This is a genomic window from Citrobacter sp. wls829, from assembly GCF_005280825.1.
In the GTDB taxonomy this organism is placed as follows: domain Bacteria; phylum Pseudomonadota; class Gammaproteobacteria; order Enterobacterales; family Enterobacteriaceae; genus Citrobacter; species Citrobacter gillenii.
Window position 1 is genome coordinate 108,537 of the sequence record NZ_SZWP01000029.1, and the last position, 26,432, is coordinate 134,968.

At 54.1% G+C, this 26,432-nt stretch carries 23 protein-coding genes; 1 reads left to right on the plus strand and 22 read right to left on the minus strand.

Going from position 1 to position 26,432, the window contains the following annotated elements:
• Positions 1 to 195, plus strand: coding sequence for a DNA gyrase inhibitor YacG (yacG, locus tag FDW88_RS03110; protein WP_137362004.1), 195 nt, complete (start codon positions 1 to 3; stop codon positions 193 to 195).
• A gap of 101 nt (positions 196 to 296) precedes the next feature.
• On the opposite strand, the gene mutT is transcribed toward yacG, so the two are convergent.
• The 22 genes from mutT to ilvI form a co-directional block, all read right to left on the minus strand.
• Entirely contained in the window at positions 297 to 686 is a 390-nt protein-coding gene (gene mutT / locus FDW88_RS03115; protein WP_137362005.1) for an 8-oxo-dGTP diphosphatase MutT, read from the minus strand.
• A 56-nt stretch (positions 687 to 742) separates the two neighbouring features.
• A complete protein-coding gene (secA, locus tag FDW88_RS03120) occupies positions 743 to 3,448 on the minus strand; it encodes a preprotein translocase subunit SecA (protein WP_137362006.1) in 2,706 nt (901 codons plus the stop codon).
• A 60-nt stretch (positions 3,449 to 3,508) separates the two neighbouring features.
• A complete protein-coding gene (gene secM, locus FDW88_RS03125) occupies positions 3,509 to 4,015 on the minus strand; it encodes a secA translation cis-regulator SecM (RefSeq protein ID WP_115259455.1) in 507 nt (168 codons plus the stop codon).
• Between the two features lie 280 nt (positions 4,016 to 4,295).
• Positions 4,296 to 5,213, minus strand: a complete 918-nt coding sequence (gene lpxC / locus FDW88_RS03130; protein ID WP_045439825.1) for a UDP-3-O-acyl-N-acetylglucosamine deacetylase — start codon at positions 5,211 to 5,213, stop codon at positions 4,296 to 4,298.
• Positions 5,214 to 5,313: 100 nt separating this feature from the next.
• Positions 5,314 to 6,465: a cell division protein FtsZ gene (gene ftsZ / locus FDW88_RS03135; RefSeq protein ID WP_003018753.1), complete on the minus strand. Its 1,152-nt coding sequence runs from the start codon at positions 6,463 to 6,465 to the stop codon at positions 5,314 to 5,316.
• Between the two features lie 185 nt (positions 6,466 to 6,650).
• The gene (ftsA, locus tag FDW88_RS03140) at positions 6,651 to 7,913 is read right to left on the minus strand and encodes a cell division protein FtsA (RefSeq protein WP_003018755.1); all 1,263 of its coding nucleotides are present in this window, start codon (positions 7,911 to 7,913) and stop codon (positions 6,651 to 6,653) included.
• Positions 7,910 to 8,746, minus strand: coding sequence for a cell division protein FtsQ (gene ftsQ, locus FDW88_RS03145; protein WP_096758299.1), 837 nt, complete (start codon positions 8,744 to 8,746; stop codon positions 7,910 to 7,912). The genes ftsA and ftsQ overlap by 4 nt, the downstream gene beginning before the upstream one ends.
• A 1-nt stretch (position 8,747) precedes the next feature.
• A complete protein-coding gene (locus tag FDW88_RS03150) occupies positions 8,748 to 9,668 on the minus strand; it encodes a D-alanine--D-alanine ligase (RefSeq protein WP_137362007.1) in 921 nt (306 codons plus the stop codon).
• Positions 9,661 to 11,136, minus strand: a complete 1,476-nt coding sequence (gene murC, locus FDW88_RS03155) for a UDP-N-acetylmuramate--L-alanine ligase (protein ID WP_115259457.1) — start codon at positions 11,134 to 11,136, stop codon at positions 9,661 to 9,663. Before murC ends, FDW88_RS03150 begins: the two co-directional genes overlap by 8 nt.
• A gap of 51 nt (positions 11,137 to 11,187) precedes the next feature.
• Positions 11,188 to 12,255, minus strand: coding sequence for an undecaprenyldiphospho-muramoylpentapeptide beta-N-acetylglucosaminyltransferase (gene murG / locus FDW88_RS03160; protein ID WP_096758302.1), 1,068 nt, complete (start codon positions 12,253 to 12,255; stop codon positions 11,188 to 11,190).
• Entirely contained in the window at positions 12,252 to 13,496 is a 1,245-nt protein-coding gene (gene ftsW / locus FDW88_RS03165; RefSeq protein WP_135912587.1) for a cell division protein FtsW, read from the minus strand. Before ftsW ends, murG begins: the two co-directional genes overlap by 4 nt.
• Positions 13,496 to 14,812 carry a UDP-N-acetylmuramoyl-L-alanine--D-glutamate ligase gene (gene murD, locus FDW88_RS03170; protein ID WP_137362008.1) on the minus strand — a complete coding sequence of 439 codons (1,317 nt, stop codon included), beginning with the start codon at positions 14,810 to 14,812 and terminating at the stop codon, positions 13,496 to 13,498. Before murD ends, ftsW begins: the two co-directional genes overlap by 1 nt.
• Positions 14,813 to 14,814: 2 nt before the next feature.
• Positions 14,815 to 15,897, minus strand: coding sequence for a phospho-N-acetylmuramoyl-pentapeptide-transferase (mraY, locus tag FDW88_RS03175; RefSeq protein ID WP_096758305.1), 1,083 nt, complete (start codon positions 15,895 to 15,897; stop codon positions 14,815 to 14,817).
• Positions 15,891 to 17,249, minus strand: coding sequence for a UDP-N-acetylmuramoyl-tripeptide--D-alanyl-D-alanine ligase (murF, locus tag FDW88_RS03180; RefSeq protein WP_137362009.1), 1,359 nt, complete (start codon positions 17,247 to 17,249; stop codon positions 15,891 to 15,893). The genes mraY and murF overlap by 7 nt, the downstream gene beginning before the upstream one ends.
• Positions 17,246 to 18,733: a UDP-N-acetylmuramoyl-L-alanyl-D-glutamate--2,6-diaminopimelate ligase gene (murE, locus tag FDW88_RS03185; RefSeq protein WP_117342316.1), complete on the minus strand. Its 1,488-nt coding sequence runs from the start codon at positions 18,731 to 18,733 to the stop codon at positions 17,246 to 17,248. Before murE ends, murF begins: the two co-directional genes overlap by 4 nt.
• Positions 18,720 to 20,486: a peptidoglycan glycosyltransferase FtsI gene (ftsI, locus tag FDW88_RS03190; protein WP_096758308.1), complete on the minus strand. Its 1,767-nt coding sequence runs from the start codon at positions 20,484 to 20,486 to the stop codon at positions 18,720 to 18,722. Before ftsI ends, murE begins: the two co-directional genes overlap by 14 nt.
• A gap of 15 nt (positions 20,487 to 20,501) precedes the next feature.
• Positions 20,502 to 20,867: a cell division protein FtsL gene (gene ftsL / locus FDW88_RS03195; RefSeq protein WP_137362010.1), complete on the minus strand. Its 366-nt coding sequence runs from the start codon at positions 20,865 to 20,867 to the stop codon at positions 20,502 to 20,504.
• Complete coding sequence (gene rsmH / locus FDW88_RS03200) at positions 20,864 to 21,805, minus strand: 16S rRNA (cytosine(1402)-N(4))-methyltransferase RsmH (RefSeq protein WP_115259463.1); 942 nt, start codon at positions 21,803 to 21,805, stop codon at positions 20,864 to 20,866. Before rsmH ends, ftsL begins: the two co-directional genes overlap by 4 nt.
• Before the next feature lies 1 nt (position 21,806).
• A complete protein-coding gene (gene mraZ, locus FDW88_RS03205; protein ID WP_005124560.1) occupies positions 21,807 to 22,265 on the minus strand; it encodes a division/cell wall cluster transcriptional repressor MraZ in 459 nt (152 codons plus the stop codon).
• Positions 22,266 to 22,878: 613 nt separating this feature from the next.
• Entirely contained in the window at positions 22,879 to 23,883 is a 1,005-nt protein-coding gene (gene cra / locus FDW88_RS03210; RefSeq protein WP_096758311.1) for a catabolite repressor/activator, read from the minus strand.
• 179 nt (positions 23,884 to 24,062) lie between these two features.
• Positions 24,063 to 24,554, minus strand: coding sequence for an acetolactate synthase small subunit (ilvN, locus tag FDW88_RS03215; RefSeq protein WP_096758312.1), 492 nt, complete (start codon positions 24,552 to 24,554; stop codon positions 24,063 to 24,065).
• A 2-nt stretch (positions 24,555 to 24,556) separates the two neighbouring features.
• Positions 24,557 to 26,281 carry an acetolactate synthase 3 large subunit gene (gene ilvI / locus FDW88_RS03220; RefSeq protein WP_096758313.1) on the minus strand — a complete coding sequence of 575 codons (1,725 nt, stop codon included), beginning with the start codon at positions 26,279 to 26,281 and terminating at the stop codon, positions 24,557 to 24,559.
• Positions 26,282 to 26,432: the final 151 nt, after the last annotated feature.

Genomic DNA, 26,432 nt, shown 5'->3' on the forward strand with positions numbered 1-26,432 from the left:
ATGTCTGAACAAACCATCGTCAACTGCCCAACCTGTGGTAAACCCGTCGTCTGGGGAGACGCGAGTCCGTTTCGCCCATTTTGCTGTAAACGCTGTCAGTTAATCGATTTGGGCGAATGGGCCGCAGAAGAGAAGCGTATTCCCAGCTCCGGCGACTTATCAGAAAGCGATGACTGGAGTGAAGAGCAGAAGTAATTCTGCTAAAGCGTAGGCCGGATAAGGCAACGCCGCATCCGGCATTTTTATGTCATTCTGCCGGATGACGCTGCGCTTATCAGGCCTACGAATACCGTTCATTATCCCGCAATCAGCTTGTTAATCACCGGTTCATTGGCCGGCGGAAAATCCTCTGCATTCAGTGCAGACTGCGCAACCCACTGCGCCGGTTGTCCCTCTTTACCCCATGGCTCACCTTCCCAGCTGTCGACCAGCCAGAACCACAGCGTGATGTGTCGGTCCGGGAACGCGTACTCCAGCTTTTCGAACAGCGAACTATGAACGGGTGTAATCCCGACTTCTTCCTGTAGCTCTCGAATCAGCGCCTGCTCAGGGGTTTCGCCTGCTTCAATTTTGCCACCGGGGAATTCCAGCTTATTCGCCATGTGGGCATCCGCGGCACGCTGAGTAATAAAAATCTCATTCTGCTGATTACGAATAATCCCAACGGCAATTTGCAGTATTTTCATTTTGTTTATCCATAAAAAAGGCGCAGAATTCTGCGCCTTTTCAGTGAGTTATTTGCTTAGCTCAATCGACCATGGCACTGCTTGAATTTTTTACCGGAACCGCAAGGGCACGGATCGTTACGACCAACTTTACGATCGCCGGTCTGCGCAGCAAGTTCTTCTGCTACAGCAGATTCATCATCTTTGTGGCTCAGTTGCTGCATCTGCGCTAAACGCTCAGCATCTTCGCGACGCTGCTGCTCCATTGCTTCGACTTCTTCAGGCATACGCACCTGAACTTTGCTCAGCGTACTGATCACTTCATATTTCAGTGATTCCAGCATAGAGGCGAACATAGCGAAGGATTCACGCTTGTACTCCTGCTTCGGATCTTTCTGCGCATAACCACGCAGGTGAATACCCTGACGCAGGTAGTCCATTGCTGCCAGGTGCTCTTTCCACAGGGAATCGAGGGTTTGCAGCATCACGCCTTTTTCGAAGTGGCGCATCATTTCTGCGCCCACAACCTCTTCTTTACGCTGATACACTTCAATGGCGTTAGCCAGAATACGTTCACGCAGCGTCTCTTCATGCAGCTCAGGTTCTTTATCCAGCCACTCTGAAATCGGCATCTCGAGGTCGAAATCGTTTTTCAAACGTTCCTGCAGGCCCGGAATATCCCACATTTCTTCCAGCGACTGAGGCGGAATATAAGCATCAATAGTAGCTTTGAAGACGTCTTCACGGATGCTGTTAATCGTTTCGCTAACGTCAGTCACATCCAGCAGTTCGTTACGCTGGGTGTAGATGGCGCGACGCTGATCGTTGGCAACGTCATCGTATTCCAGCAGCTGTTTACGAATATCGAAGTTGCGGCTTTCTACTTTACGCTGCGCGTTGGCGATGGCTTTGGTTACCCACGGGTGCTCGATCGCTTCGCCCGGCTTCATACCCAGTTTACGCATCATTCCTGACACACGGTCAGAGGCAAAAATACGCATCAACGCATCTTCCATCGACAGGTAGAAACGAGAAGAACCCGCATCCCCCTGACGGCCAGAACGACCACGCAGCTGGTTATCGATACGACGAGATTCGTGACGTTCGGTACCAATGATGTGTAAACCACCGGAGGCTAATACCGCGTCGTGACGCACCTGCCAGTCGGCTTTAATCTGCGCGATTTGCTCTTCGGTCGGGTTCTCCAGCTCGGCAACTTCTGCCTGCCAGCTCCCGCCCAGCACGATATCCGTACCACGACCCGCCATGTTGGTGGCGATGGTCACGGCTGACGGATAACCCGCCTGTGCAACGATCGCCGCTTCGTTGGCGTGGAACTTGGCATTCAGCACGTTGTGCTTAATACCGGCTTTGGTTAGCTCGTTAGAAACCACTTCAGATTTTTCGATGGAGATAGTCCCCACCAGCACCGGCTGACCGTTAGCGGTACGCTCTTTAATATCTTCAATAATAGCCTGAATTTTTTCCGCTTCAGTCATGTATACCAGATCCGGTAAATCCTTACGGATCATCGGACGGTTGGTCGGCACGACAACGGTATCCAGTTTGTAGATAGAGCTGAACTCAAACGCTTCGGTATCCGCTGTACCGGTCATACCGGCCAGTTTTTCGTACAAACGGAAGTAGTTCTGGAAGGTGATGGATGCCAGCGTCTGGTTTTCATTCTGGATATCCACGCCTTCTTTCGCTTCAACGGCCTGGTGCAGACCATCGGACCAGCGACGGCCCTGCATGGTACGTCCGGTGTGTTCGTCGACAATGATAACTTCGCCGTCTTTCACAATGTAATCAACATCGCGAGTAAACAGGACGTGCGCGCGCAGCGCGGCGGTTACGTGATGCATCAGCATAATGTTGCCCGGAGAGTACAGTGACTCGCCTTCATCCATGATGCCTTCATTCACCAGCAGTTCTTCGATCAGTACCAGACCTCGTTCGGTCAGGTTCACCTGACGCGCCTTCTCATCGACAGAGAAGTGGCCTTCGCCCTGGAAGGTGTCAGAATCGTCTTTCTCCTGACGCACCAGATGCGGGATGATTTTGTTCACTTTTTTATACATTTCCGAGCTGTCTTCAGCCGGGCCGGAAATAATCAGCGGCGTACGCGCTTCATCGATCAGGATGGAGTCAACTTCATCCACCAGCGCATAGTGCAGTTTACGTTGAACGCGCTCTTCCGGGCTAAACGCCATGTTGTCGCGCAGGTAGTCAAAACCGTATTCGTTGTTGGTACCGTAGGTGATATCGGCGGCATAGGCTTCACGCTTAGCAGGCGCGGGCAGGCCAGACATGTTGATCCCTACGGTCATACCGAGGAATTCGAACAGTGGGCGGTTATTCTCGGCATCACGCTGTGCCAGATAGTCGTTGACGGTCACCACGTGTACGCCTTTACCGCTTAACGCGTTCAGGTATGCCGGCAGCGTCGCGGTCAGCGTTTTACCTTCACCGGTACGCATCTCAGCGATGCAGCGCTCGTTGAGTACCATGCCGCCCAGCAGCTGCACGTCGAAGTGGCGCATACCAAATACGCGTTTACTCGCTTCACGTACCACCGCGAATGCTTCAGGGATCAGGCTCTCAACGGTCGCACCTTTTTCCAGACGCGCGCGGAACTCAGCGGTCTTCGCTTTCAGTTCATCATCGGAGAGTTTTTCCATCTCCGGTTCCATGGCATTGATGACGTTGACCACTTTGCGCATACGACGCAGTGTACGTTCGTTACGACTACCGAATACTTTCGTTAATAATTTGATTAGCATAATAAAATCTCAAACGCCCCGCAGCGCGGAGTCAAAAATTATAGTTGGAAGGTTCTTTTTTCAGCTGAGGCGTTGAGGACCGGCGCGGATCCCCTGCAGCTGGCTTATCCAGACAGGAACGCTAAACGCGGCTTGAGAAGTAAAATGGGCATAGGTCACGCGACTTACGGTCGCCGGCGGGTTGCCTTCCTGCGTCAGCATCGCGCTGAGCGTATTCAGTAAAGCAAGATGATGCGCCTGATTCGGCAATGGATCTTCGGCAACGGGTAACGCCTGAGGAGCCATGGCAAAAGAAAGGTGGCGGATAACCGTACGAATAGCATGCTGATGCCAGTAATCGACGGTAAAATTCGGGCGACGATTGCTCGCCTCCAGCAACGCCAATTGGCTAAAGTTGACCTTAGCTGATTGATCGTGATTACGGGTGGTCGCCTTGGCGGGGGTATTCGGTTCAGCGGCATTACCGATCGCGGGCAGGCCAAAACTCGCCGCGACCATCCCCAATAAGAGATGCGGCCAGAAGTACCGTCTGCCTAACTGTCGCCAGCGCGTCAGTATTCCACTCACGTTTTTGCCACCTGATATACCCTGCATTTGGGGTTATAAATTCAAAACGATTTTTGCGCACGGATCTTATCATTAAAGCGACCGCTCCACAGCAGTAATGACAACCCGCCATGGGAAAATATGCTCAACAAAGCAGCGATCGCACACTATTTTAACGTTACGGCAGGGAAAAGTTTGCGTTGAGAAAGGCTACGTTAGTGAGTATATAAAAAAACGACTGGCTTACCTGGCCGGAGAGAGTACCAGATTTACCAGTCGAATTTTGCGACAACGGGTGTCGTTACGCCAGTACGGTCGAAGGTGCTTTGAACGCCAGCGGCAGTTCTGCATCGTCCTGGAAGGTCACAAATTCCCAAGCTTCCTGTTTTGCCAGGACAGCCTGCAACAATTTATTATTTAATGCATGACCGGATTTATACGCGGTGAATGCACCAATAATGTTGTGACCACACATGAACAAGTCACCAATCGCGTCGAGCATTTTGTGACGAACGAATTCATCTTCAAAACGCAGGCCGTCTTCGTTCAATACGCGATAATCGTCAACAACGATGGCACAATCGAAGCTACCGCCCAGGCACAGGCCACGGGACTGCAGATATTCGATATCACGCATGAAGCCGAAAGTACGCGCACGGCTAATCTGGCGCATAAACGCATCCGCAGAGAAGTTCATCGCATAGCGCTGGGTGCTGGAATCAATCGCCGGATGGTTAAAGTCGATGGTAAAGTCCAACGAGAAACCATTGTACGGTTTGAATTCAGCCCACTTGTCGCCATCTTCGACACGAACGGTCTCTTTGATGCGTACAAATTTTTTGGCGCAGTTCAGTTCTTCAATACCTGCGTCAAGCAGCAGGTAAACGAACGGAGCAGCACTGCCATCCATGATCGGGATTTCCGGGGCATTAACCTCAATAACGATGTTATCGATGCCTAAGCCCGCCAGAGCAGCGTTGAGGTGCTCAACGGTTGAAATCCGTACATCATGCTCATTGACCAGACACGTACAGAGCATGGTATCACGCACAGATTTGGCATCGGCCGGGAAATCTACCGGAGGATTCAAGTCGGTGCGACGATAGATGACCCCGGTGTTGGCCGGCGCAGGGCGTAATGTCAGGGTGACTTTTTTGCCGGTATGCAAACCGACGCCAGTCGCCTGAACGATACGTTTAAGAGTCCTTTGTTTGATCATCGTATAATCTCGCCAAATTACCTATCCAACCGAAGTGTACTATACATTCGGTGGGCCAGTTTAGCACAAAGAGGCACAATTCCCAAATTCCAGCTAATTCTTAATCAGCTTGCTTACGCAGGAATGCGGGGATATCCAGATAATCCGGCTCTTTGGTGGTCTGCGGCGTATTGTCGTTGACCACTTTTGCTACCGGTTTCTGCTCTTGCGTCAACGGCGCCATACCGTGCTGCTGGTAACGATCCATTACCGGCTGCTGTACCTGCTTGTTGGTCACCAGAGTGATTTCCGGACGCTTGTCCATACCAATTCCAGTGGCCACCACGGTGACGCGCAGTTCGTCGTTCATATCCGGGTCCAGAGAGGTACCGATAACCACGGTCGCGTTATCCGAAGCAAATGCACGGATGGTGTTGCCCACGGTTTCGAACTCATCCAGACGCAGGTCGAAGCCCGCAGTGATGTTGACCAGCACGCCGCGTGCGCCAGACAGATCGATGTCTTCCAGCAGCGGAGAAGAGATCGCCATTTCAGCGGCTTCTTCTGCACGGTCTTCACCGCTCGCCACGCCAGAGCCCATCATCGCGTAGCCCATTTCGGACATCACGGTGCGTACGTCTGCAAAGTCAACGTTCATCAGACCCGGACGGGTGATCAGCTCAGCGATACCCTGAACCGCGCCTTTCAGCACGTCGTTCGCTGCGCCAAACGCGTCCAGCAGTGAAATACCGCGACCCAATACTTTCAGCAGTTTGTCGTTCGGGATAGTGATCAGAGAGTCCACATGTTTGGACAGCTCGGTGATACCCTGCTCCGCGAATGCCATACGCTTCTTGCCTTCAAAGTTGAAAGGCTTAGTCACGACAGCAACGGTCAGAATACCTAAATCTTTTGCTACTTCAGCAACCACTGGCGCTGCACCGGTACCGGTACCGCCACCCATGCCTGCTGCGATGAACACCATGTCTGCGCCGTCAAGCGCTGCACGCAGAGCTTCACGATCTTCATCAGCCGCATTGCGACCGACTTCCGGGTTTGCACCCGCGCCCAGACCTTTGGTAATACCGCTACCAATCTGAATGGTCTGTCCAACCGCAGTCTTACGCAACGCCTGAGCGTCGGTATTCACCGCGAAGAATTCAACACCTTCGATGCGCTCGCGCACCATGTGTTCAACGGCATTACCGCCGCCGCCACCGACGCCGATGACTTTAATCACCGCGTCGTTGGTTAGTTCCATAGGTTCAAACATAGTTTCTCTCTCCGTTTTACACTTCATCCTTCAAGCCGCCTCTTTGTTGGCTGCCTTCACTCACTCCCGTCACATAGTAAACTATGCTCCAGGTGATTCGCTCAGTTGCCGCCGCGATGCAACTTGAATGATGTTGTGTATGTGCCTGTCGCCTGAGACCGTAATTGTTGCCGGTCTCATAAAAATTAAAACTCTTTTCGCAGCCAACTGTTGAGTCGTTTGATCCACGATCCAACCGATGCTGTTACACGTTTTTCAACTTCAGCCTCACCACTCAAATGGGATTCTTTCCCGTAGTGAAGCAACCCCACTGCCGTTGAATAATACGGCTCTTGGGCATAATCTGTCAGACCGGTAATGTTCAGCGGTGCACCAATTCGCACCTGCGTGTGGAACACGCGTTGAGCGCAGGCCGCAAGGCCTTCAATTTGTGCCGCACCACCGGTTAATACAATCCCCGCCGCCAGATGATGTTTCACACCCTGCTGGCGAAGCTGTTCCTGTAATTGCAAAATCTCTTCGTTGACCAGGTTGAGCAGCTCGGTATAACGCGGCTCAATCACCTCTGCCAGGGTCTGACGCTGCAGACTGCGCGGCGGACGACCGCCCACGCTTGGCACCTCAACGCTTTCATCTTTACCGACGATAGATCCCAGCGCGCAGCCATGGCGCACTTTGATGGCTTCGGCATCGCTCGGCGGCGTACCAAAGGCATACGCGATATCGCTGGTTACCACATTCCCTGCGTAAGGGATCACTTTGGTGTGGCGCAACGCGCCGCCAGTATAAACGGCGATATCCATTGTACCACCACCAATATCGACTACGCAGACACCCAGCTCACGTTCGTCTTCCGTCAAGACAGAATAACTGGCTGCCAACCCGGCAAATATGAGTTGGTCAACTTTCAGGCCACAACGTTCAACAGCTTTAACAATATTCTTCGCCATGTCGTTGTGGCAGGTAATCAGATGCACTTTAGCCTGCATGCGTACGCCGGAAAGCCCTACCGGATTTTTAATGCCTTCCTGGTAGTCAATGGCGTATTCCTGCGGAATGACATGCAGAACACGATGCTCATCGCGTACGCGTACGGATTTCGCCGTATGCACCACGTTCTCTACGTCTTCCTGTGTCACTTCCTCTTCGGAAATGGGCACCATACCAATTTCATTCTGACAACTAATATGTTTACCAGAAAGCGCCAGATACACCGAGGAAATCTGGCAATCCGCCATCAGTTCAGCCTGGTCAATGGCGCGCTGTACGCATTTCACCACTGACTCAAGGTCATTCACCCCGCCTTTATCCATACCTCGCGATGGGCAACTGCCCACGCCAATGATATTGACCATACCGTCGGGCAGAACTTCCCCTACTAAAGCGGCTACCTTCGCGGTGCCTATCTCCAGTCCAACTACCAGTTTTCTGTCCGTCGCCTTGATCATTGTTGTTCTGCCTGTGCCTGATTCTGTTGCTGATTAGATTCCTCAGGAGGCAAGGGAACCCAGCCTACTGCCGCTCCTGAGTCATAACGCAAATCAACGTAGCTAATCCTTTTGCCATCGGTTTGCGCCTGCTGCTGTAAAACCGGGTAGAGTTCCACAAAGCGAGCCAAACGTTTTATCGTGTCGCCCCTGCCCAGATTCAGCTTAATATCGTTATTCAGCGTCAACTGCCAGGAACGACGCGCGGTCATTGCCGCTTCCTTCAGGGTGAATCTGTCCTTAGCCAGCACCTGCCCCATATCGCGGAACCCTTGCAGCACTTCACTTGCGCTACCTTCCGGGCCATACAACATCGGTAATACCTGCTTGTTGGAGCGACCCGTCGGTATGCTGAACGTATTTCCGTCTGCATCGACCATATGCTGATCATTCCAACGCGCTATTGGCACATATTCAACCAGATGAATCTTCAATTCATCAGGCCATTGCTTCCTGACGCTCGCCTGTTTAATCCATGGCAGGCGTTCAATCTGGCTCTGGATGATGTTGACATCCTGAGTCATAAAGGTTCCTGGTGCGCCCAGCGCCAGGATGGACTGACGAATATCATCGTTGCGCGTGTAGTGACGCTCGCCGGTCAAAACCAGTTTTGACAACGGCAAACGCTGCGCATCTTCCATCCATCCCAACACTACCCAGCCGCTGACAAACACGGTGCACAGCACTGTCAGCAGGAAAATAATTCCTGCAAGACGCGTTCCATTGTTGCGGCGTGAGGAGAGAGCTTCTTCTTCATCATCACCGTTTCGCGTGTTCAGCGCAGCCTGCGACATATCAGTCCGCCAACTCCAAAATTCGTACCACCAACTGCGAGAAGCTCAGGCCCGCCTGACGTGCCGCCATCGGCACCAGACTGTGGCTGGTCATACCCGGAGAGGTATTCGCTTCCAGCAGATAAAACTGGCCATCACTGTCCAGCATGACGTCAATGCGACCCCACCCCTTACAGCCCAGCGCGGTCCATGCTTTCAGGACTAACGCCTGTAAAGCAGCCTCTTGTTCAACTTCCAGACCAGCAGGGCAGAAATATTGTGTCTCATCAGACAGATACTTCGCCTCATAATCATAGAAGGTTCCGGCCGGTTGGATACGTATTGACGGTAAAATTTCTTCACCAAGTATTGCAACGGTAAATTCCGGGCCACTCAACCATTTTTCAATCAGTACTTCTTCATCATGCTGAAAAGCCAATGCTAATGCAGCCTGCAAAGCATTTTCTTCTTCAACTTTTGACATCCCAACGCTGGAGCCTTCGCGGCTTGGCTTCACAATCAGCGGCAAGCCTAACGCAGAAATCTGCGTAACCACTTCATCGCTAAGCCCTTTTTCAAACTCAGCGCGGGTCAAGGCCACCCATGGTGCAACGGGTAACCCTGCCCCCTGCCACAGCAGCTTGCTGCGCAGTTTATCCATTGAGATAGCGGAAGCCATCACACCACTACCGGTATAGGGCAAGCCTATCAACTCCAGCATGCCCTGCAAGGTACCATCTTCCCCACCACGGCCGTGCAGCGCAATAAACACCTTCTGAAAACCCATTGATTTCAGAAGAGTGACATCGACCTCTTTCGGGTCAACCGGGTGCGCATCCACGCCGCCTTCGCGTAAACCGGCCAGCACCGCTGCGCCTGAATTCAACGACACTTCTCGTTCTGCAGAGGTTCCGCCCAACAGGACCGCGATTTTATCAGCCATGTTGCTCTTCCTCCGGGTTTTGCGGCTTCAGTTTGATTTCAGCTAAGGAACGCGCGATTTTGCCGATATTTCCAGCGCCCTGCACCAAAATCAGATCGTTACCCGTTAACACCGATGCCAGCATTTCAGCCACCTGTGCCGGATCGGACACCAGGATCGGGTCAACCTTGCCGCGGCCACGAATGGTACGGCACAGCGAACGGCTGTCAGCCCCCGGGATCGGCGTTTCACCTGCGGCATACACGTCCAGCATCAACAGCGCGTCAACCTGTGTCAGGACGTTAGCAAAGTCATCGTACAGATCGCGGGTACGCGTATAGCGGTGCGGCTGGAACAGCATCACCAGATTTTTGTCCGGCCAGCCCGCACGTGCGGCTTTGATCGTGGCATCCACTTCCGTCGGGTGATGCCCGTAGTCATCCACCAACATTGCGCTACCGGCTTTACCGTTGACGGGCTCCAGCGGGAATTCACCAAGGAAGTCAAAACGACGCCCAGTACCCTGGAAACTTTCCAGCGCGCGCAGAATAGCGTCGTCCTCAATACCCTCTTCGGTCGCTACCGCAACCGCGGCTGCCGCGTTCAGCGCATTGTGACGGCCTGGCGCATTTAACGTAACGCGCAGATCGGCCATCCCCTGACGCAACAGCGTAAAGTGACCCTGCGGGCCAATCTGCTGGTAATCTTCTATGCGTACGTCAGCATCATCGCTGAAACCATAGGTTGTAGTCTGACGACCGACGCGCGGTAACAATTCACGGATCACCGGATCGTCAACGCACATCACTGCACGACCATAAAACGGCAGGTTATGCAGGAAATTAATAAACGTCTGCTTTAAATTTTCGAAGTCGCCCTGGTAGGTATCCATGTGGTCAGCTTCGATATTGGTGACAATCGCCACCATCGGCTGCAAATGCAGGAACGACGCATCGCTCTCATCCGCTTCCGCAATTAAATAACGGCTATGGCCTAAGCGCGCATGTACGCCCGCCGCCTTCACCAGCCCACCGTTGACAAACGTCGGATCCAGCCCTGCTTCTGCGTAAATGCTGGAGACCATCGCGGTGGTCGTGGTTTTACCGTGCGTCCCGGCAATGGCGATACCATGACGAAAACGCATTAACTCAGCCAGCATCTCTGCGCGACGAATCACCGGAATACGCGCTTCATGCGCCGCCACAATTTCCGGGTTATCCGCAGAAATGGCGCTGGACACCACCACCACGCTCGCATCACGCACGTTTTCCGGGCGATGGTTGAAGAAAATCGTCGCGCCCAGATTACTCAGCTGTTGCGTGACCGGATTCGGCGCTAAGTCAGAACCGCTGATCTGATACCCTTCATTGGCCAAAACTTCGGCAATACCACCCATACCAGCACCACCGATGCCGACAAAGTGAATGTGCCGAACGCGACGCATTTCGGGCACGATGGAACGCAGTTTTGCCAATTGTTGTGTATTCATTCTTTAGCCATTAACTTCTCAGTTCATGCGATGCAAAAGGCATCGCCACAATTACGCCCGGGCAGCCCGGCTCACTGCATTTGCAACCCATTCGGTGGAATTCGGTATGGATGCATTACGAGCACGTTCTGCCATGGTTAATAAGGTTTCTCGCGACCACCCATCAAGGGTGCTGGCGACGGCATCCACAGTAAACTGCGGCTGCTCTAAAATTTTGGCGGCGCCCGCTTTTTCCAGCGGCAACGCATTCCAGTACTGCTGTCGGTCTTTATGCTGGAACGGCACAAAAATCGCTGGCAGGCCCGCTGCTGCGATCTCGCTCACCGTTAGCGCGCCGGAGCGACAAACCACCACATCTGCCCACGCATAGGCTGCGGCCATATCATCAATAAATTCGGTGACCTTATGCTGCGGCTGTCCGGCATCAACATAGGCCTGTTCCACGGTCTGCTGTGCGCCTTTACCGCTCTGATGCCAGATAGTCACCGCGTCGCCAAGCTTTGCAGCAACCTGCGGCAGCGTTTGGTTCAGCACGCGCGCGCCCTGAGAGCCCCCGACCACCAGCACGCGAACCGGACCTTCACGTCCAGCCAGGCGTTCTTCAGGTAATGGCAGCGCCAGCACATCGGTACGTACCGGGTTGCCCACCACTTCCGCATCCGGAAAGGCGCCGGGAAACGCCTGCATCACCGTCGTGGCAATCTTTGACAGCCATTTATTGGTTAAGCCTGCGATGCCGTTCTGCTCGTGCAGCACGACCGGAATGCCTAACGACCAGGCCGCCAGACCACCGGGGCCCGAGACATAACCGCCCATCCCCAGCACCACGTCAGGTTTAAACTGCTTCATGATGGCGCGAGCCTGGCGCCAGGCGTTAAAAATACGCACGGGTGCGGCCAGCAGTGCGTTGAGGCCCTTGCCACGCAAACCGGAGATACGAATAAAATCAATGTCAATGCCATGCTTCGGCACTAAGTCCGCTTCCATACGATCGGCGGTGCCCAGCCAACGAACCTGCCAGCCCTGGGCCATTAAATGGTGCGCAACCGCCAGTCCCGGGAACACATGCCCACCGGTACCGCCTGCCATCACCATTAACCGCTTCGGTTGACCACTCATCGCGCACCTCGTGTAAACGCCTGTGCTTTTTCCAGACGCGTTTCATAATCAATACGTAACAAAAACATGATGGCCGTCGACATGATCAACAGACTTGAACCACCATAACTAATCAGCGGCAGCGTCAGACCTTTCGTGGGCAGCATACCTGCCGCAGCCCCAACGTTAACCAGCGCCTGAAAACTAAACCAAACCCCAATCGAGCAGGCTAAAAAGCCTGAAAAACGGTGGTCAATTTCCAGCGCTTTACGGCCAATCGACATCGCGCGAAAAGCGACGAAGAATACCATTAAAAGTGCCAATACCACACCGATATAACCCAGTTCTTCCCCAATAATGGCGAAGATAAAGTCAGTATGCGCTTCCGGCAAATACTCCAGTTTTTGTACCGAATTCCCCAGCCCCTGCCCCCAAATCTCACCACGACCAAAGGCCATCAGGGATTGCGTCAGCTGGTAGCCGCTACCAAACGGATCCTCCCAGGGGTTCCAGAAAGAGGTTACGCGACGGATACGATACGGTTCGGCGAGGATCAGCAGCACCACCGCCGAGATCCCCATGCCGATGATGGCGATGAACTGCCACAATTTTGCACCGGCCAGAAACAGCATCGCCAGCGTGGTAACAAACAGCACCACCACAGTACCGAGGTCAGGCTGCGCCAGCAGTAGCACCGCCAGCACCAGGATCACGCCCATCGGTTTTAAGAAGCCGCGCAGGTTGTTACGCACCTCATCCACCTTACGTACCAGGTAGTTGGCGAGATAACAGAACAGCGACAGCTTGGTAAATTCCGCCGGCTGAATACGCAGCGGGCCCAGTGCAATCCAACGCGATGCCCCGTTAACCGAGCTGCCTACCACCAGTACGATCAGCAACATGATGATCGAGGCGATCAACATGGTGGTGCTGTACTTTTGCCAGAATTCCATCGGCAGACGTAGCGTGACCATCGCCAGACAGAACGCCAGGAAGATATACAGCGCATCACGTTTGGCGAACAGGAAAGGATCGCCCGCCAGACGTTGCCCAACGGGCATTGACGCCGATGTCACCATCACAAAACCAATCGCTGCCAGACCAAACGTCAGCCACAGCAACATGCGGTCATACATGATCAGGCTGTCCGCGTCTTTATCACGCGACGCCATCACCCAGCCTTTAAGCGCCGCGAAGATCCACGCCAGGACACCCCATCCCGGTATGCGCGGCATTCTCAGACGAGGGAGAGATAAACGCATCAACCCAACTCCTTCGCCAGGCGGGTAAAGACATCGCCACGCTGCTCAAAGTTTTTAAACTGGTCGAGGCTGGCGCAGGCCGGCGACAGCAACACCATATCGCCCGGTTTAACGCGCGGCGCGAGCAGACGCATCGCCTGCTCCATGGTTTCAGTTTGCTCGGCAACGTCTGGTCGCAGAGCGGCAAGCTGCGCCCCATCGCGACCAAAACAGTACAGACGAATACGATCGCCAACCAGATAACGACTGAGCGGAGAAAAATCAGCGGATTTCCCGTCCCCGCCCAGCAGCAGATGCAGCGTGCCGTCAACGTGCAGGCCATTCAGCGCCGCTTCAGTACTGCCGACGTTGGTGGCTTTAGAATCGTTAATCCAGCGTACGCCGTTATGTTCCAGCACAACCTGAAAACGATGCGCCAGTCCGGTAAAGGTGGTTAGCGCTTTCAGGCTGGATGCCCGCGGCAGGCCCGCAGCATCCGCCAGCGCCAGCGCTGCCAGAGCGTTGGTATAGTTATGCTGGCCGGAAAGCGTCATCTCTTTCACGTTCAGCACTTTTTCGCCCTTCACCCGCAGCCAGGTTTCGCCCTGCTGACGATTCAGGTGATAGTCACCCATATTGATGCCAAAGCTCACGCAGCGTTCATCAGCCCCGCGAACCGGCATCGTCAGCGCATCATCGGCATTAACCACGCACACTTTCGCGTTCTCATAGACGCGCAGTTTCGCTGCACGGTACTGCTGCAACCCAAACGGGTAGCGATCCATATGATCTTCAGTCACGTTCAGAATAGTGGCCGCCACAGCCTGCAGGCTGGAGGTGGTTTCCAGCTGGAAGCTGGAGAGCTCCAGAACGTACAGCTCGCGTTCAGCATCCAGCAGCATCAGCGCAGGCAAACCAATATTACCGCCGACGCCGACATTCACCCCGGCCGCTTTCGCCATTTCACCGACCAGCGTGGTGACGGTGCTTTTACCGTTAGAACCGGTAATCGCCACGATCGGCGCCTGCGCTTCGCGACAGAACAGCTCAATGTCACCCACAATTTCAATACCAGCATCAGCGGCCGCACTCAGCGCTGGATGCGCCAGGGCAATACCTGGGCTGGCGACGATCAGATCGGCGGCCAGCAGCCAGTCATCATTCAGGCTGCCAACATGGTGCTCAACCGCTTCCGGTAATTTATCCAGCCCCGGTGGCGTCGTGCGGGTATCCATCACCCGCGGCGTAACGCCACGCGCGAGGAAAAAATCCACGCAGGACAGCCCAGTCAGCCCCAGACCGATAATGACGATTTTTTTACCCTGGTAATCAGCCATGATTAACGTACCTTCAGCGTTGCCAGGCCAATCAGCACCAGCATCAGCGAAATAATCCAGAAGCGCACGATCACGCGCGGCTCCGGCCAGCCTTTCAATTCATAGTGGTGGTGGATCGGCGCCATACGGAAGATGCGCTGTCCGCGCAGCTTGAAGGAGCCAACCTGCAGAATCACCGACAGGGTTTCCACCACAAACACACCGCCCATAATCACCAGCAGGAATTCCTGGCGCAACAGCACGGCAATAATGCCCAGTGCGCCTCCCAGTGCCAGCGAACCGACGTCGCCCATAAAGACCTGCGCCGGATAAGTGTTAAACCACAGGAAGCCTAATCCAGCCCCGACAATCGCCGTGCAGACGATCACCAACTCCCCCGCATGGCGTAAATACGGAATATGCAGATAGTTGGCAAAGTTCATGTTCCCGGTCGCCCACGCCACCAGCGCAAAGCCAGCAGCAACAAACACGGTCGGCATAATAGCCAAGCCATCAAGGCCGTCGGTCAGGTTGACCGCATTGCCGGTACCGACAATCACGAAGTAGGCCAGCAGAACGTAGAACAGGCCCAACTGCGGCATGACGTCTTTAAAGAACGGCACGACCAGCTGCGTGGCGGGCGTATCTTTGCCCACCAGATACAGCGCGAAGGCCACGCCTAATGCAATCACCGACATCCAGAAGTACTTCCAGCGGGCGATCAGGCCTTTGGTGTCTTTACGCACCACTTTGCGGTAGTCATCGACAAAACCGATAATGCCGTAACCCACCAGCACCACCAGTACGCACCAGACGTAAGGGTTAGACGGGTAGGCCCACAGCAGAACGGAGATAACAATCGCAGTGAGGATCATAATGCCGCCCATGGTCGGCGTACCGCGCTTGCTGAAATGCGATTCTGGGCCGTCGTTACGCACGACCTGACCAAAAGACATTTTTTGCAGGCGGGCGATCATGCGCGGGCCCATCCACAACGAGATGAACAGCGCGGTCAGCAGGCTGACGATGGCGCGAAACGTCAGATAAGAGAAGACGTTAAAGCCGGAATAATATTTGACCAAATGTTCGGCCAGCCAAACTAACATGTTGCATTCTCCTGTAATGCGCGTACTACCTCTTCCATAGCGGCACTACGTGAACCTTTCACTAAAATCGTCATCACCTGATGCTCAGCAATCAATGTCTTAAGATGCGCGGCCAGCGCGGGTTTATCCGCAAAATGTTCGCCAACACCGCTGGCATCGCTGATTGCCTGACTCAGTTTCCCTGTACTCAATACGCGGTCGATACCCGCCGCCTTCGCAGCCTCTCCTACCTGTATGTGACAGGCTTCGCTTTCCGCGCCAAGTTCTGCCATATCGCCCACCACCAGCACGCGATAGCCCGGCATTTCAGACAACACCTGTACCGCGGCGGTCATCGAACCGACGTTGGCGTTATAGGAGTCATCCAGCAGCAGCTGATTTTCGGCGAGCGGGATAGGGAACAGGCGTCCCGGCACTGCGTGTAAATCTTTCAGGCCGGTTTTAACCGCCTCATGCGTCGCGCCAACCGCCATGGAGAGCGCGGTGGCAGCCAGGGCATTGGCAATGTTGTGACGCCCCGGTAACGGCAGCAAAACATCAATGCTGCCCGTCGGCGTGTGCAGCGTAAACTCGGTGCCGTGTGACGTAACATGAATGTTGGTAGCAGAAAAGTCGCTGTTGGCCGCATTCGGCGAGAAGCGCCAGACGGTGCGATCGCCAATAATGCTCTGCCAGTTCAGCCAGTCGTTGTTATCGGCATTCATAATGGCGATACCGTTTTCCGCCAGGCCGGTAAAGATTTCGCCTTTTGCTTTGGCGACACCTGCCAGAGAACCAAACCCTTCCAGGTGAGCCGCCGCCAGGTTATTCACCAGCGCCGCTTCCGGTCGAGTTAATCCGACGGTCCAGGCAATCTCGCCCTGGTGGTTGGCACCAAGCTCAATCACCGCATAGTCATAATCGTTGTTCAGTCGCAGCAGCGTCATTGGTACGCCGATGTCGTTGTTCAGATTGCCCGCAGTGTATAACGTGTTCCCACACTGGCTGAGAATCGCGGCTGCCATCTCTTTGACAGAGGTTTTACCGGATGAACCGGTCAGTGCCACCACGCGGGCCGGAACCTGAGCGCGCACCCACGCCGCCAGCTCGCCAAACGCCAGGCGTGTGTCCTTCACAATCACCTGCGGCAGAGAAACATCCAGCGGACGACTGACCAGCAGCGCTCCCGCCCCGTTCTCCTTCGCCGTTCCGGCAAAATCATGGGCATCGAAGCGTTCGCCTTTCAGCGCTACAAACAGGCAACCCGACGTGACTTTACGCGTATCGGTGGTCACCGCATCAAGGGTCAGATCGCCCCCTTTCAGTTCGCCACCGAGGATCTCCGCCAACTGGCTGAGCGTTACGCTAATCATGCGATCACCCCCAGCAAACGAGCGGCCGTCACGCGGTCAGAATAGTCGAGGCGATGCGCGCCGACGATCTGGTAATCTTCGTGGCCTTTACCGGCCACCAGCACAACGTCGTTTTCTTTCGCCTGCATAATGGCGTTGGTGACCGCTTCAGCACGACCTTCCATCACCTTCGCGTGCCCGGCATCCAGCATACCTGCCAGAATGTCGTTAATGATGGCGCGCGGCTCTTCAGTGCGCGGGTTGTCATCAGTGACCACCACAATATCCGCGAACTCTTCCGCGATGGCGCCCATCAGCGGACGCTTGCCTTTGTCACGATCGCCGCCGCAGCCAAAGACGCACCACAGCTTACCGGTGCAGTGCAGACGTGCCGCCTGCAGCGCTTTTTCCAGCGCATCCGGCGTGTGGGCATAATCCACCACCACCGTTGTTTTGCCCGGCGCACTGAACACTTCCATACGCCCGCAAACTGGCTGCAGACGTGCCGCCGTTTTCAGTAAATCCGCTAACGGGTACCCTAATGCCAGCAGCGTTGCCAGTGCCAGCAGCAGATTACTGACGTTGAAGGCGCCCATCAGGCGGCTCTCAATTTCACCGTCACCCCAGGACGAGGTAAAGCGGATCGTCGCGCCGCTGTCGTGATAATTCACCTCAACCGCTTTCAGCCAACGACCGTGGCAGTTCGGGTTAATATGGTCTTCCATCGAAACGGCGACCGCATCCGGCAATTTTGCCAGCCAGCGACGGCCGACTTCATCATCTGCATTGACGATGGCCTGACCGCAATGGTGCGTGGAGTACAGCAGCCACTTCGCGGCTTCGTAATGTTCCATATCGCCGTGATAGTCGAGATGGTCACGGCTTAAGTTGGTAAATACCGACGCGGCAAACTTCAACGCTGCCACGCGATGCTGAACCAGACCGTGGGATGACACTTCCATCGCGCCTAACGTGGCGCCCTGCTCAACCAGCCCCGCCAGCACATGCTGGACGTCAACGGCTGAACCGGTGGTATTTTCGGTCGGGATCACTTTGCCCAGCAGGCCATTGCCGACGGTCCCCATTACGGCGCTGGTTTCGCCCAACAGCTGGCTCCACTGCGCCAGCAGTTGGGTGGTCGTGGTTTTCCCGTTGGTGCCGGTGACCCCCACCAGACGCATAGTGTCAGAAGGCTCGTGGTAAAAACGGCCCGCCAGTGCTGATAAACGTTCGTTAAGCTGGCTCAGATAGATAACCGGTACGCCGTGCATTTCACGGATTTCACCGTCGGTTGCCTCATCTTTTGCCTCTGCAATAATGGCAGCCACACCTTGCGCTATCGCCTGCGGGATATATCGACGCCCGTCCGCCTGATGACCTACCACTGCCACAAAGAGATCGCCCGATGCAGCCACACGGCTGTCGAGCGTCATCTCCCGCAGTGCTCGCTCCGGTGCACCCGGCACCCATGGAGCAAGAAGGTCGCGCAAATTACGATCTGCCACCTGTCGCCTCGCCTTGATTATTCACAAAATCACTTTTATCGCTCGTTGTCAGCGCATCCGGCTCGATGTTCATGGTGCGCAGTACGCCGCCCATGATGGCACCGAAGACCGGCGCGGAAACGGCGCCACCGTAGTATTTACCCGCCTGCGGATCGTTGATAACAACCACCAGCGCGAAGCGCGGCTGACTCGCAGGCGCAACGCCTGCGGTATAAGCAATGTATTTGTTGATGTAGCGACCATCCGGCCCTACTTTTTTCGCCGTACCGGTTTTAATGGCGATGCGATAGCCTTTAATCGCCGCCTTCACGCCGCCGCCGCCGGGCAGCGCCACGCTTTCCATCATATGAACGACGGTACGTACGGTAGATTCCGGGAAGATACGCTCGCCCGGAACAGGAGGATCAACTTTGGTAATCGACAGCGGGCGATAAACGCCATAGCTGCCGATCGTTGCGTAGACTCGCGCTAACTGTAACGGGGTTACCATTAGCCCATAGCCGAAAGAGAAGGTGGCCCTCTCTATGTCAGACCACCGTTGTTTTTGAGGATATAAGCCACTGCGTTCTCCGACCAACCCCAAATTGGTCGCTTTTCCCAGCCCAAAACGTGAGTAAGTATCTACTAACGCTGAGGACGGCATCGCTAACGCCAGCTTGGAAACACCGACGTTACTCGACTTCTGTAGTACCCCGGTCAGGGTCAATTCGCTATAACGCGCCACGTCTTTGATTTCGTGGCCATTAATTCGATAGGGAATGGTGTTCAGCACGGTATTTTCACGCACCACGCCGCGCTGCAGTGCCGTCATCACCACCATCGGTTTAACCGTTGAGCCCGGTTCAAATACGTCGGTGATGGTACGGTTACGCATGACATCTTTTTGCGTACCGGAGAGATTGTTTGGGTTGTAGGATGGGCTATTCGCCATCGCCAGCACTTCGCCTGTGTTGACGTCTACCAACACGGCGCTACCTGATTCCGCTTTGTTAAACGCGACGGCGTTGTTCAGTTCGCGATAGACCAGTGCCTGCAAGCGCTCATCAATACTCAGCGCCAGGTTATGTGCCGCCTGACTGTCTGTTGAAGAAATATCTTCAATAACGCGGCCATAGCGGTCTTTACGCACCACGCGCTCGCCCGGCTGACCGGTGAGCCATTTATCAAAACTCTTCTCAACGCCTTCAATGCCCTGGCTGTCGACGTTGGTAAAACCGATGAGGTGAGCGGTCACTTCCCCGGAAGGATAGTAACGGCGGGATTCTTCGCGCAGATGAATCCCCGGCAGCTTGAGTTTTTTGATGTAGTCGGCCATGTCAGGGTTGACCTGGCGTGCGAGGTAGATAAAACGCCCTTTCGGGTTGGCATTGATGCGAGAAGCCAGTTGGTCGAGCGGGATGTTCAGCGCAGTCGACAGCGCTCGCCAGCGTTCGCCAACGCTTACGCCACCCGCATCATGCACTTCTTTCGGATCGGCCCAGATGGCCTTCACCGGCACGCTCACCGCCAGCGGACGGCCGGAACGGTCGGTAATCATGCCACGTGACGTGGAGACTTCCTGGACGCGCAAGGAGCGCATGTCGCCCTGACGCACCAGCATGTCAGGCGCAATAATTTGCAGCCACGCTACGCGTCCCAGCAGGAAGCACAGCGCCAGCAAAATACAGCCGCACAGTAACGCAAAACGCCAACTGATAAAGTTGGCTTGTTCTTCCTGGCGTTTTGGTTTGAGCGTCTTTGCCGCTGCTTTCATGCGTCGCGTTTATCCTTATTTTTGTACAACGATATTTTCTTGTGAGGGAGCGACATGCTGCAACTGCAGCTTTTCCGTTGCGATCCGTTCAACACGGCTATGGTCACCGAGAGCGTTCTCTTCGAGGATCAGGTTACGCCATTCGATATCCAGTGCATCGCGTTCCAGAACTAACTGTTCACGCTGTGCGGTCAGTAACCGCGTATGGTGCGCGGTCGTCACGACGGTGACCGCCGTCAAAATAATGCAAATGAACAGGCAGAGTGGCAGCTTCCCGAACCGCAAAAGATCGTCACCGATCACGCCAGGCAAAGCATGGCGCTCGTTACTTCCTATCGATCCTTTAACTTTGCTGAGGGCTTCTGTCACTCTGCTGATCATGCGTTCGTCCTCTCTGCAATGCGCAGAACTGAACTACGGGCACGAGGATTTTCTGCGACCTCTTCTTCACCCGGCATCAACTTGCCTAATGCTCTCAACTCACGGCCGCCCAGCTTTTGGATCTGCGCTTCGGTCATCGGGATCCCCGCCGGAACCTGAGGACCGCGACTTTGTTCGCGCATAAAGCGCTTCACAATACGGTCTTCAAGCGAGTGGAAACTGATGACAGAAAGGCGACCACCTGGAGCCAGCACGCTGAGCGAGCTTTTTAGCGCCTGCTCTATCTCCTCCAGTTCACTGTTCACCCAAATGCGCACCGCCTGGAAGGTACGGGTCGCGGGATGTTTGAATTTGTCTTTTACCGGCATGGCCGCCGCAATGACTTCCGCCAGTTGTTTGGTGCGGGTCATCGGTTCAACGCGGTTACGCTCGACAATGGCGCGAGCAATGCGTTTGCCAAAGCGTTCTTCGCCAAAGGTTTTAATCACCCAGGCAATATCCGCTTCATCTGCCGTTTGCAGCCACTCGGCGGCTGACTGGCCGCGCGTTGGGTCCATACGCATGTCCAACGGACCGTCACGCATAAACGAAAAGCCGCGCTCCGCATCGTCTAATTGCGGAGAAGAGACGCCAAGATCGAGAAGGATGCCATCGATCTTACCGGTTAGCCCGCGCTCACTCACGTACTCAGCCAGCGCGGAGAAAGGTCCATGAATGATGGAGAAGCGGGGATCGTTAATGCTCTGAGCCACCGCAATGGCCTGCGGATCGCGATCGATAGCCAGCAAACGCCCCTCTTCGCCAAGCTGCGAGAGGATCAGTCGTGAGTGACCGCCGCGACCAAATGTCCCGTCAATGTAGATGCCGTCCGGACGAATATTCAGACCGTTTACGGCCTCATCCAGCAACACCGTTGTATGTTTAAAATTTTCCATCATCTTATAGAGACAAATCCTGCAATCGTTCCGACAGCGCGCCGGTAACAGATTGCTCAGCGTCGATATCTTCCTTGACCTGTTGATACCAGGTCGTTTCATCCCACAGCTCAAATTTGTTGAACTGCCCAACCAGCATCACTTCTTTTGTTAACCCTGCATGTTGCCGCAAAATGGGTGCTATCAGTAATCGACCGGCGCTATCCATCTGACATTCACTGGCATGCCCCAACAGCAGGCGCTGTACGCGGCGCTCTACCGGATTCATGCTGGACAGACGAGATAGCTTCTGCTCGATAATTTCCCATTCAGGCAGGGGGTAAAGCAGCAGGCACGGGTGATGGATGTCAATGGTGCAAACCATTTGACCGGTAGCACTCTCGAGCAGTTGATCCCGATACCGGGTAGGCACTGATAAGCGCCCTTTACTGTCGAGATTAACTAACGTCGCTCCCCGGAACATGCCAGTCTCACCCCCGATTACCACTTTGTCCCACAAAATCCCACTTATAAGGAGTTTACGGAGCGGAGGAAAACCTTGTCAAGCAAGTCACGGCGCTTAGCGGAGCAAAAAACCCAATGTTTACGGCCAATATCAGCGTTGAACAAATTCCGTACAGCGAACGAAGCAAATTAACGTCATGAATATTTGTAAGAAAAAAATCCAACAACTCATCATTGTTTAAAACAACTCAATATCATCTCGAGAAAATATAAAGTGTCAGTTTGCGACGCGAGCGGCATTTTAGGACAATATGCAGCGAGATAACAGTACCAGTTAATCGGTCTGTACGCCTTGTACGACCAAGGCAGGTGAGAAAAATCTGCAATACAGAAGCAAAGTGTTTGTTAATTCGGCAATTCCCTACAACCATGTAACAAAATAATACAATCGTAACGCGTCGTTACGTATCAATAACGTAAAATGGTGGGTTGCGTTTTTAATCACGATATATAGAAATTGAATTTCAGACAATTCTAAAGAATATTCTTAAATATAATGAGGTTATTTCTGATATTTGAATAAATGACCGCGCCAGAAGGTTATCGCCTTCCAGCGCGTCCAGCAGAACACCTTAACTCCGACTGAGAATACCGCGGCGATACAGGTTACGCTTGATGCGCGTTAAGCCTGGTTTTGGCTTACGCGGCTCATCCAGACTGGCCAACACGATTTCCAGTACGCGCTCTGCAACGTCGCGATGACGTTGCGCCACCGCCAGTACCGGGCACTGTAGGAAGTCGAGCAATTCATGATCGCCAAAGGTAGCAATCGCTAAATCAGACGGTAGCTGCCCGTCACGACGTAATGTCACATCCATCACGCCCTGTAAAAGCGCAAAGGAAGTGGTAAACAACGCCTGTGGCATCGGGTGCGTTTCCAGCCATTTATCAAACAGCTGCGCGGCGGCTTCCCGCTCATAACTGTTGGCATACAGGAAATTCACTTCACGCGGATCGTCCTTCCACGCGGTACGAAAACCCTGCTCACGCAGGAAACTCACAGATAATTCCGGCAGCGCACCGAGATAAAGGACGGTATCAGCCGGGAACTTACGCAATTCTTCCGCCAGCATTTCTGCATCGTCCTGATCGGCCCCGACAACGCTGGTGAAATGTTCACGATCCAGCGCGCGGTCTAACGCCACAATCGGGAATGCGCTGTTAGCCCAGCGCTGGTAAAACGGATGCTCCGGCGGCAAAGAGGTCGACACAATAATGGCATCAACCTGGCGTTGTAATAGATGTTCAATACAGCGCATTTCGTTATCTGGCTGATCTTCAGAGCAGGCAATCAGCAGCTGATAGCCACGCTGACGCGCCTGGCGCTCCAGGTAGTTGGCTATCCGGGTATAACTTGTATTCTCCAGATCCGGGATCACCAGCCCGATAGAACGTGTGCGTCCAGCACGTAGCCCGGCTGCCACAGCATTTGGGTGGTAATTATGCTCGCGCACCACCGCCATGACTTTTTCAACCGTTTTGTCGCTTACGCGATATTGCTTTGCTTTGCCATTAATAACGTAGCTTGCAGTCGTTCGCGAAACGCCGGCCAGCCGAGCGATTTCATCCAGTTTCACAATTGCCCCTTGCGTAAAATGTACCAACCATAACCTTTGAGATGGCATGGGTTAAACTCTTAACATCTAAGCGCAGAATAATGACCGCGGCAACCGCTTTTGTCTCTGGTTACCGCTGATTTCTCAAAAAAAAGCCCAACCGGTAGCATTGGGCTCACGAATTAATAACTGGGCCATGATTAGCGCATGATTTTATCACCGCGAGAAAGCCCCACCACGCCGGAGCGCGCAACCTCGACGATTTTCGCCACTTCACGCAATGTAGCCAGGAAAGCATCGAGCTTATCGCTGGTACCTGCCAGTTGTACGGTGTAGATGGACGGCGTGACGTCAATGATTTGCCCGCGGAATATTTCCGTATTGCGCACCACTTCTTCACGGCCGTAACCGCTGGCCTGAATTTTCACCAGCATGATCTCTCGTTCAACATGAGCCCCCTGTCCCAACTCGCTTACGCGCAGGACATCCACCAGTTTGTGCAGCTGCTTTTCGATCTGCTCAAGGACCTTTTCATCACCCACCGTCTGGATCGTCATTCGCGATAACGTCGGATCGTCCGTCGGTGCGACGGTCAGGCTTTCAATGTTGTAACCGCGCTGAGCGAAGAGACCAATCACTCGTGACAATGCACCCGACTCGTTTTCCAGTAATACTGATAATATCCGGCGCATAATCAGGTCCTCTCCGTTTTGCTTAACCACATTTCATCCATACCGCCTCCGCGAATCTGCATCGGGTAGACATGTTCACTGCCATCAACGGTGACATCGACAAACACCAGACGATGGTTACGCACGTGCTCCAGCGCCTCACCCAATTTGCTCTCGAGTTCATCCGGATGGTTTATCTGGATACCAATATGACCATATGCCTCGGCAAGACGTACAAAGTCGGGCAGCGACTGCATGTAAGACTGCGAGTGACGCCCGGAGTAAATCATGTCCTGCCACTGTTTAACCATGCCGAGGTAACGGTTGTTAAGATTGAGTACCAGCACCGGCAGCTCATATTGCAACGCCGTCGACAGCTCCTGGATATTCATCTGAATACTGCCATCGCCGGTGACGCACACCACCGTTTCATTCGGTAGCGCCATCTTTACGCCTAACGCTGCAGGTAAACCGAATCCCATGGTGCCGAGGCCACCGGAGTTAATCCAACGACGCGGCTTATCAAACGGGTAGTACAGCGCGGCAAACATCTGGTGCTGACCAACGTCCGAGGTTACATACGCATCCCCTTTCGTCAGACGCCAGAGGGTTTCAATGACAGCCTGCGGCTTAATGCTCTCACTTTGCGTGTCATATTTCAGACACTGGCGCGCACGCCACTGTTCTATCTGCTGCCACCAGTCGCGGTTATCATCAAGCGGTTGCTGCGATTTCTCCTGCGGTAGCAGTTCCAGCATCTGATCCAGCACCAGTCGGGCGTCGCCGACAATCGGAATATCCGCAGTGACGGTTTTCGAAATAGAGGTCGGATCGATGTCGATATGCAGTACGGTCGCATTTGGGCAATATTTTGCCAGGTTATTGGTTGTGCGATCGTCAAAGCGAACACCAACGGCAAAGATCACGTCGGAATGATGCATGGTCATATTGGCTTCGTAGGTGCCATGCATCCCCAGCATGCCCAGCGCCTGACGATGCGTGGCCGGAAACGCGCCCAATCCCATCAACGAAGAAACAACCGGCAGGTTAAGCGCTTGTGCAATCTGGCCAAGTTGTTCATGACAGGCCGCATTGACCGCACCGCCGCCAACATATACCACCGGTTTTTTAGCCGCGACCAGCGTTTGTAGCGCGCGCTTTATTTGCCCCTTATGTCCGGTTGTCGTCGGATTATACGAGCGCATACTGACCGACTCCGGCCAGCTATACGGCAGTTTCTTTGCCGGATTCAGAATATCCTTTGGCAAATCCACGACCACAGGGCCTGGGCGACCGCTTGCCGCCAGCCAGAAGGCCTTTTTCAGGACCTGAGGAATATCTTCCGTTTGCTTAACGAGGAAGCTGTGCTTCACCACCGGACGAGAGATACCGACCATGTCGCACTCCTGAAAGGCATCGTAGCCAATCAGCGACGTCGCCACCTGCCCGGAGAGGATCACCAGCGGAATGGAATCCATATACGCCGTAGCAATACCGGTTATCGCATTGGTTGCGCCCGGCCCGGAGGTCACCAGAACTACGCCGACGTCACCCGTGGCACGCGCCAGACCATCGGCCATATGTACGGCGGCTTGTTCATGACGGACCAACACATGATCGATTCCCCCGACCGTATGCAGCGCATCATAAATATCGAGGACCGCGCCCCCAGGATAACCAAATACCTGCTTCACACCCTGATCGATGAGCGATCGCACGACCATCTCGGCTCCAGACAACATCTCCATGGCTTGCCTCCACTCTTATAATGAATAACGGTTTAACAACACATTAACCGCTGAGGATGACGCATGGCAATTGACACCTAAGAGGGGGAATTCGCATGAATAAGAATAAAAAGGAGGTAAGCGCAGAATAAATGGAGATTTAAACCAGCAT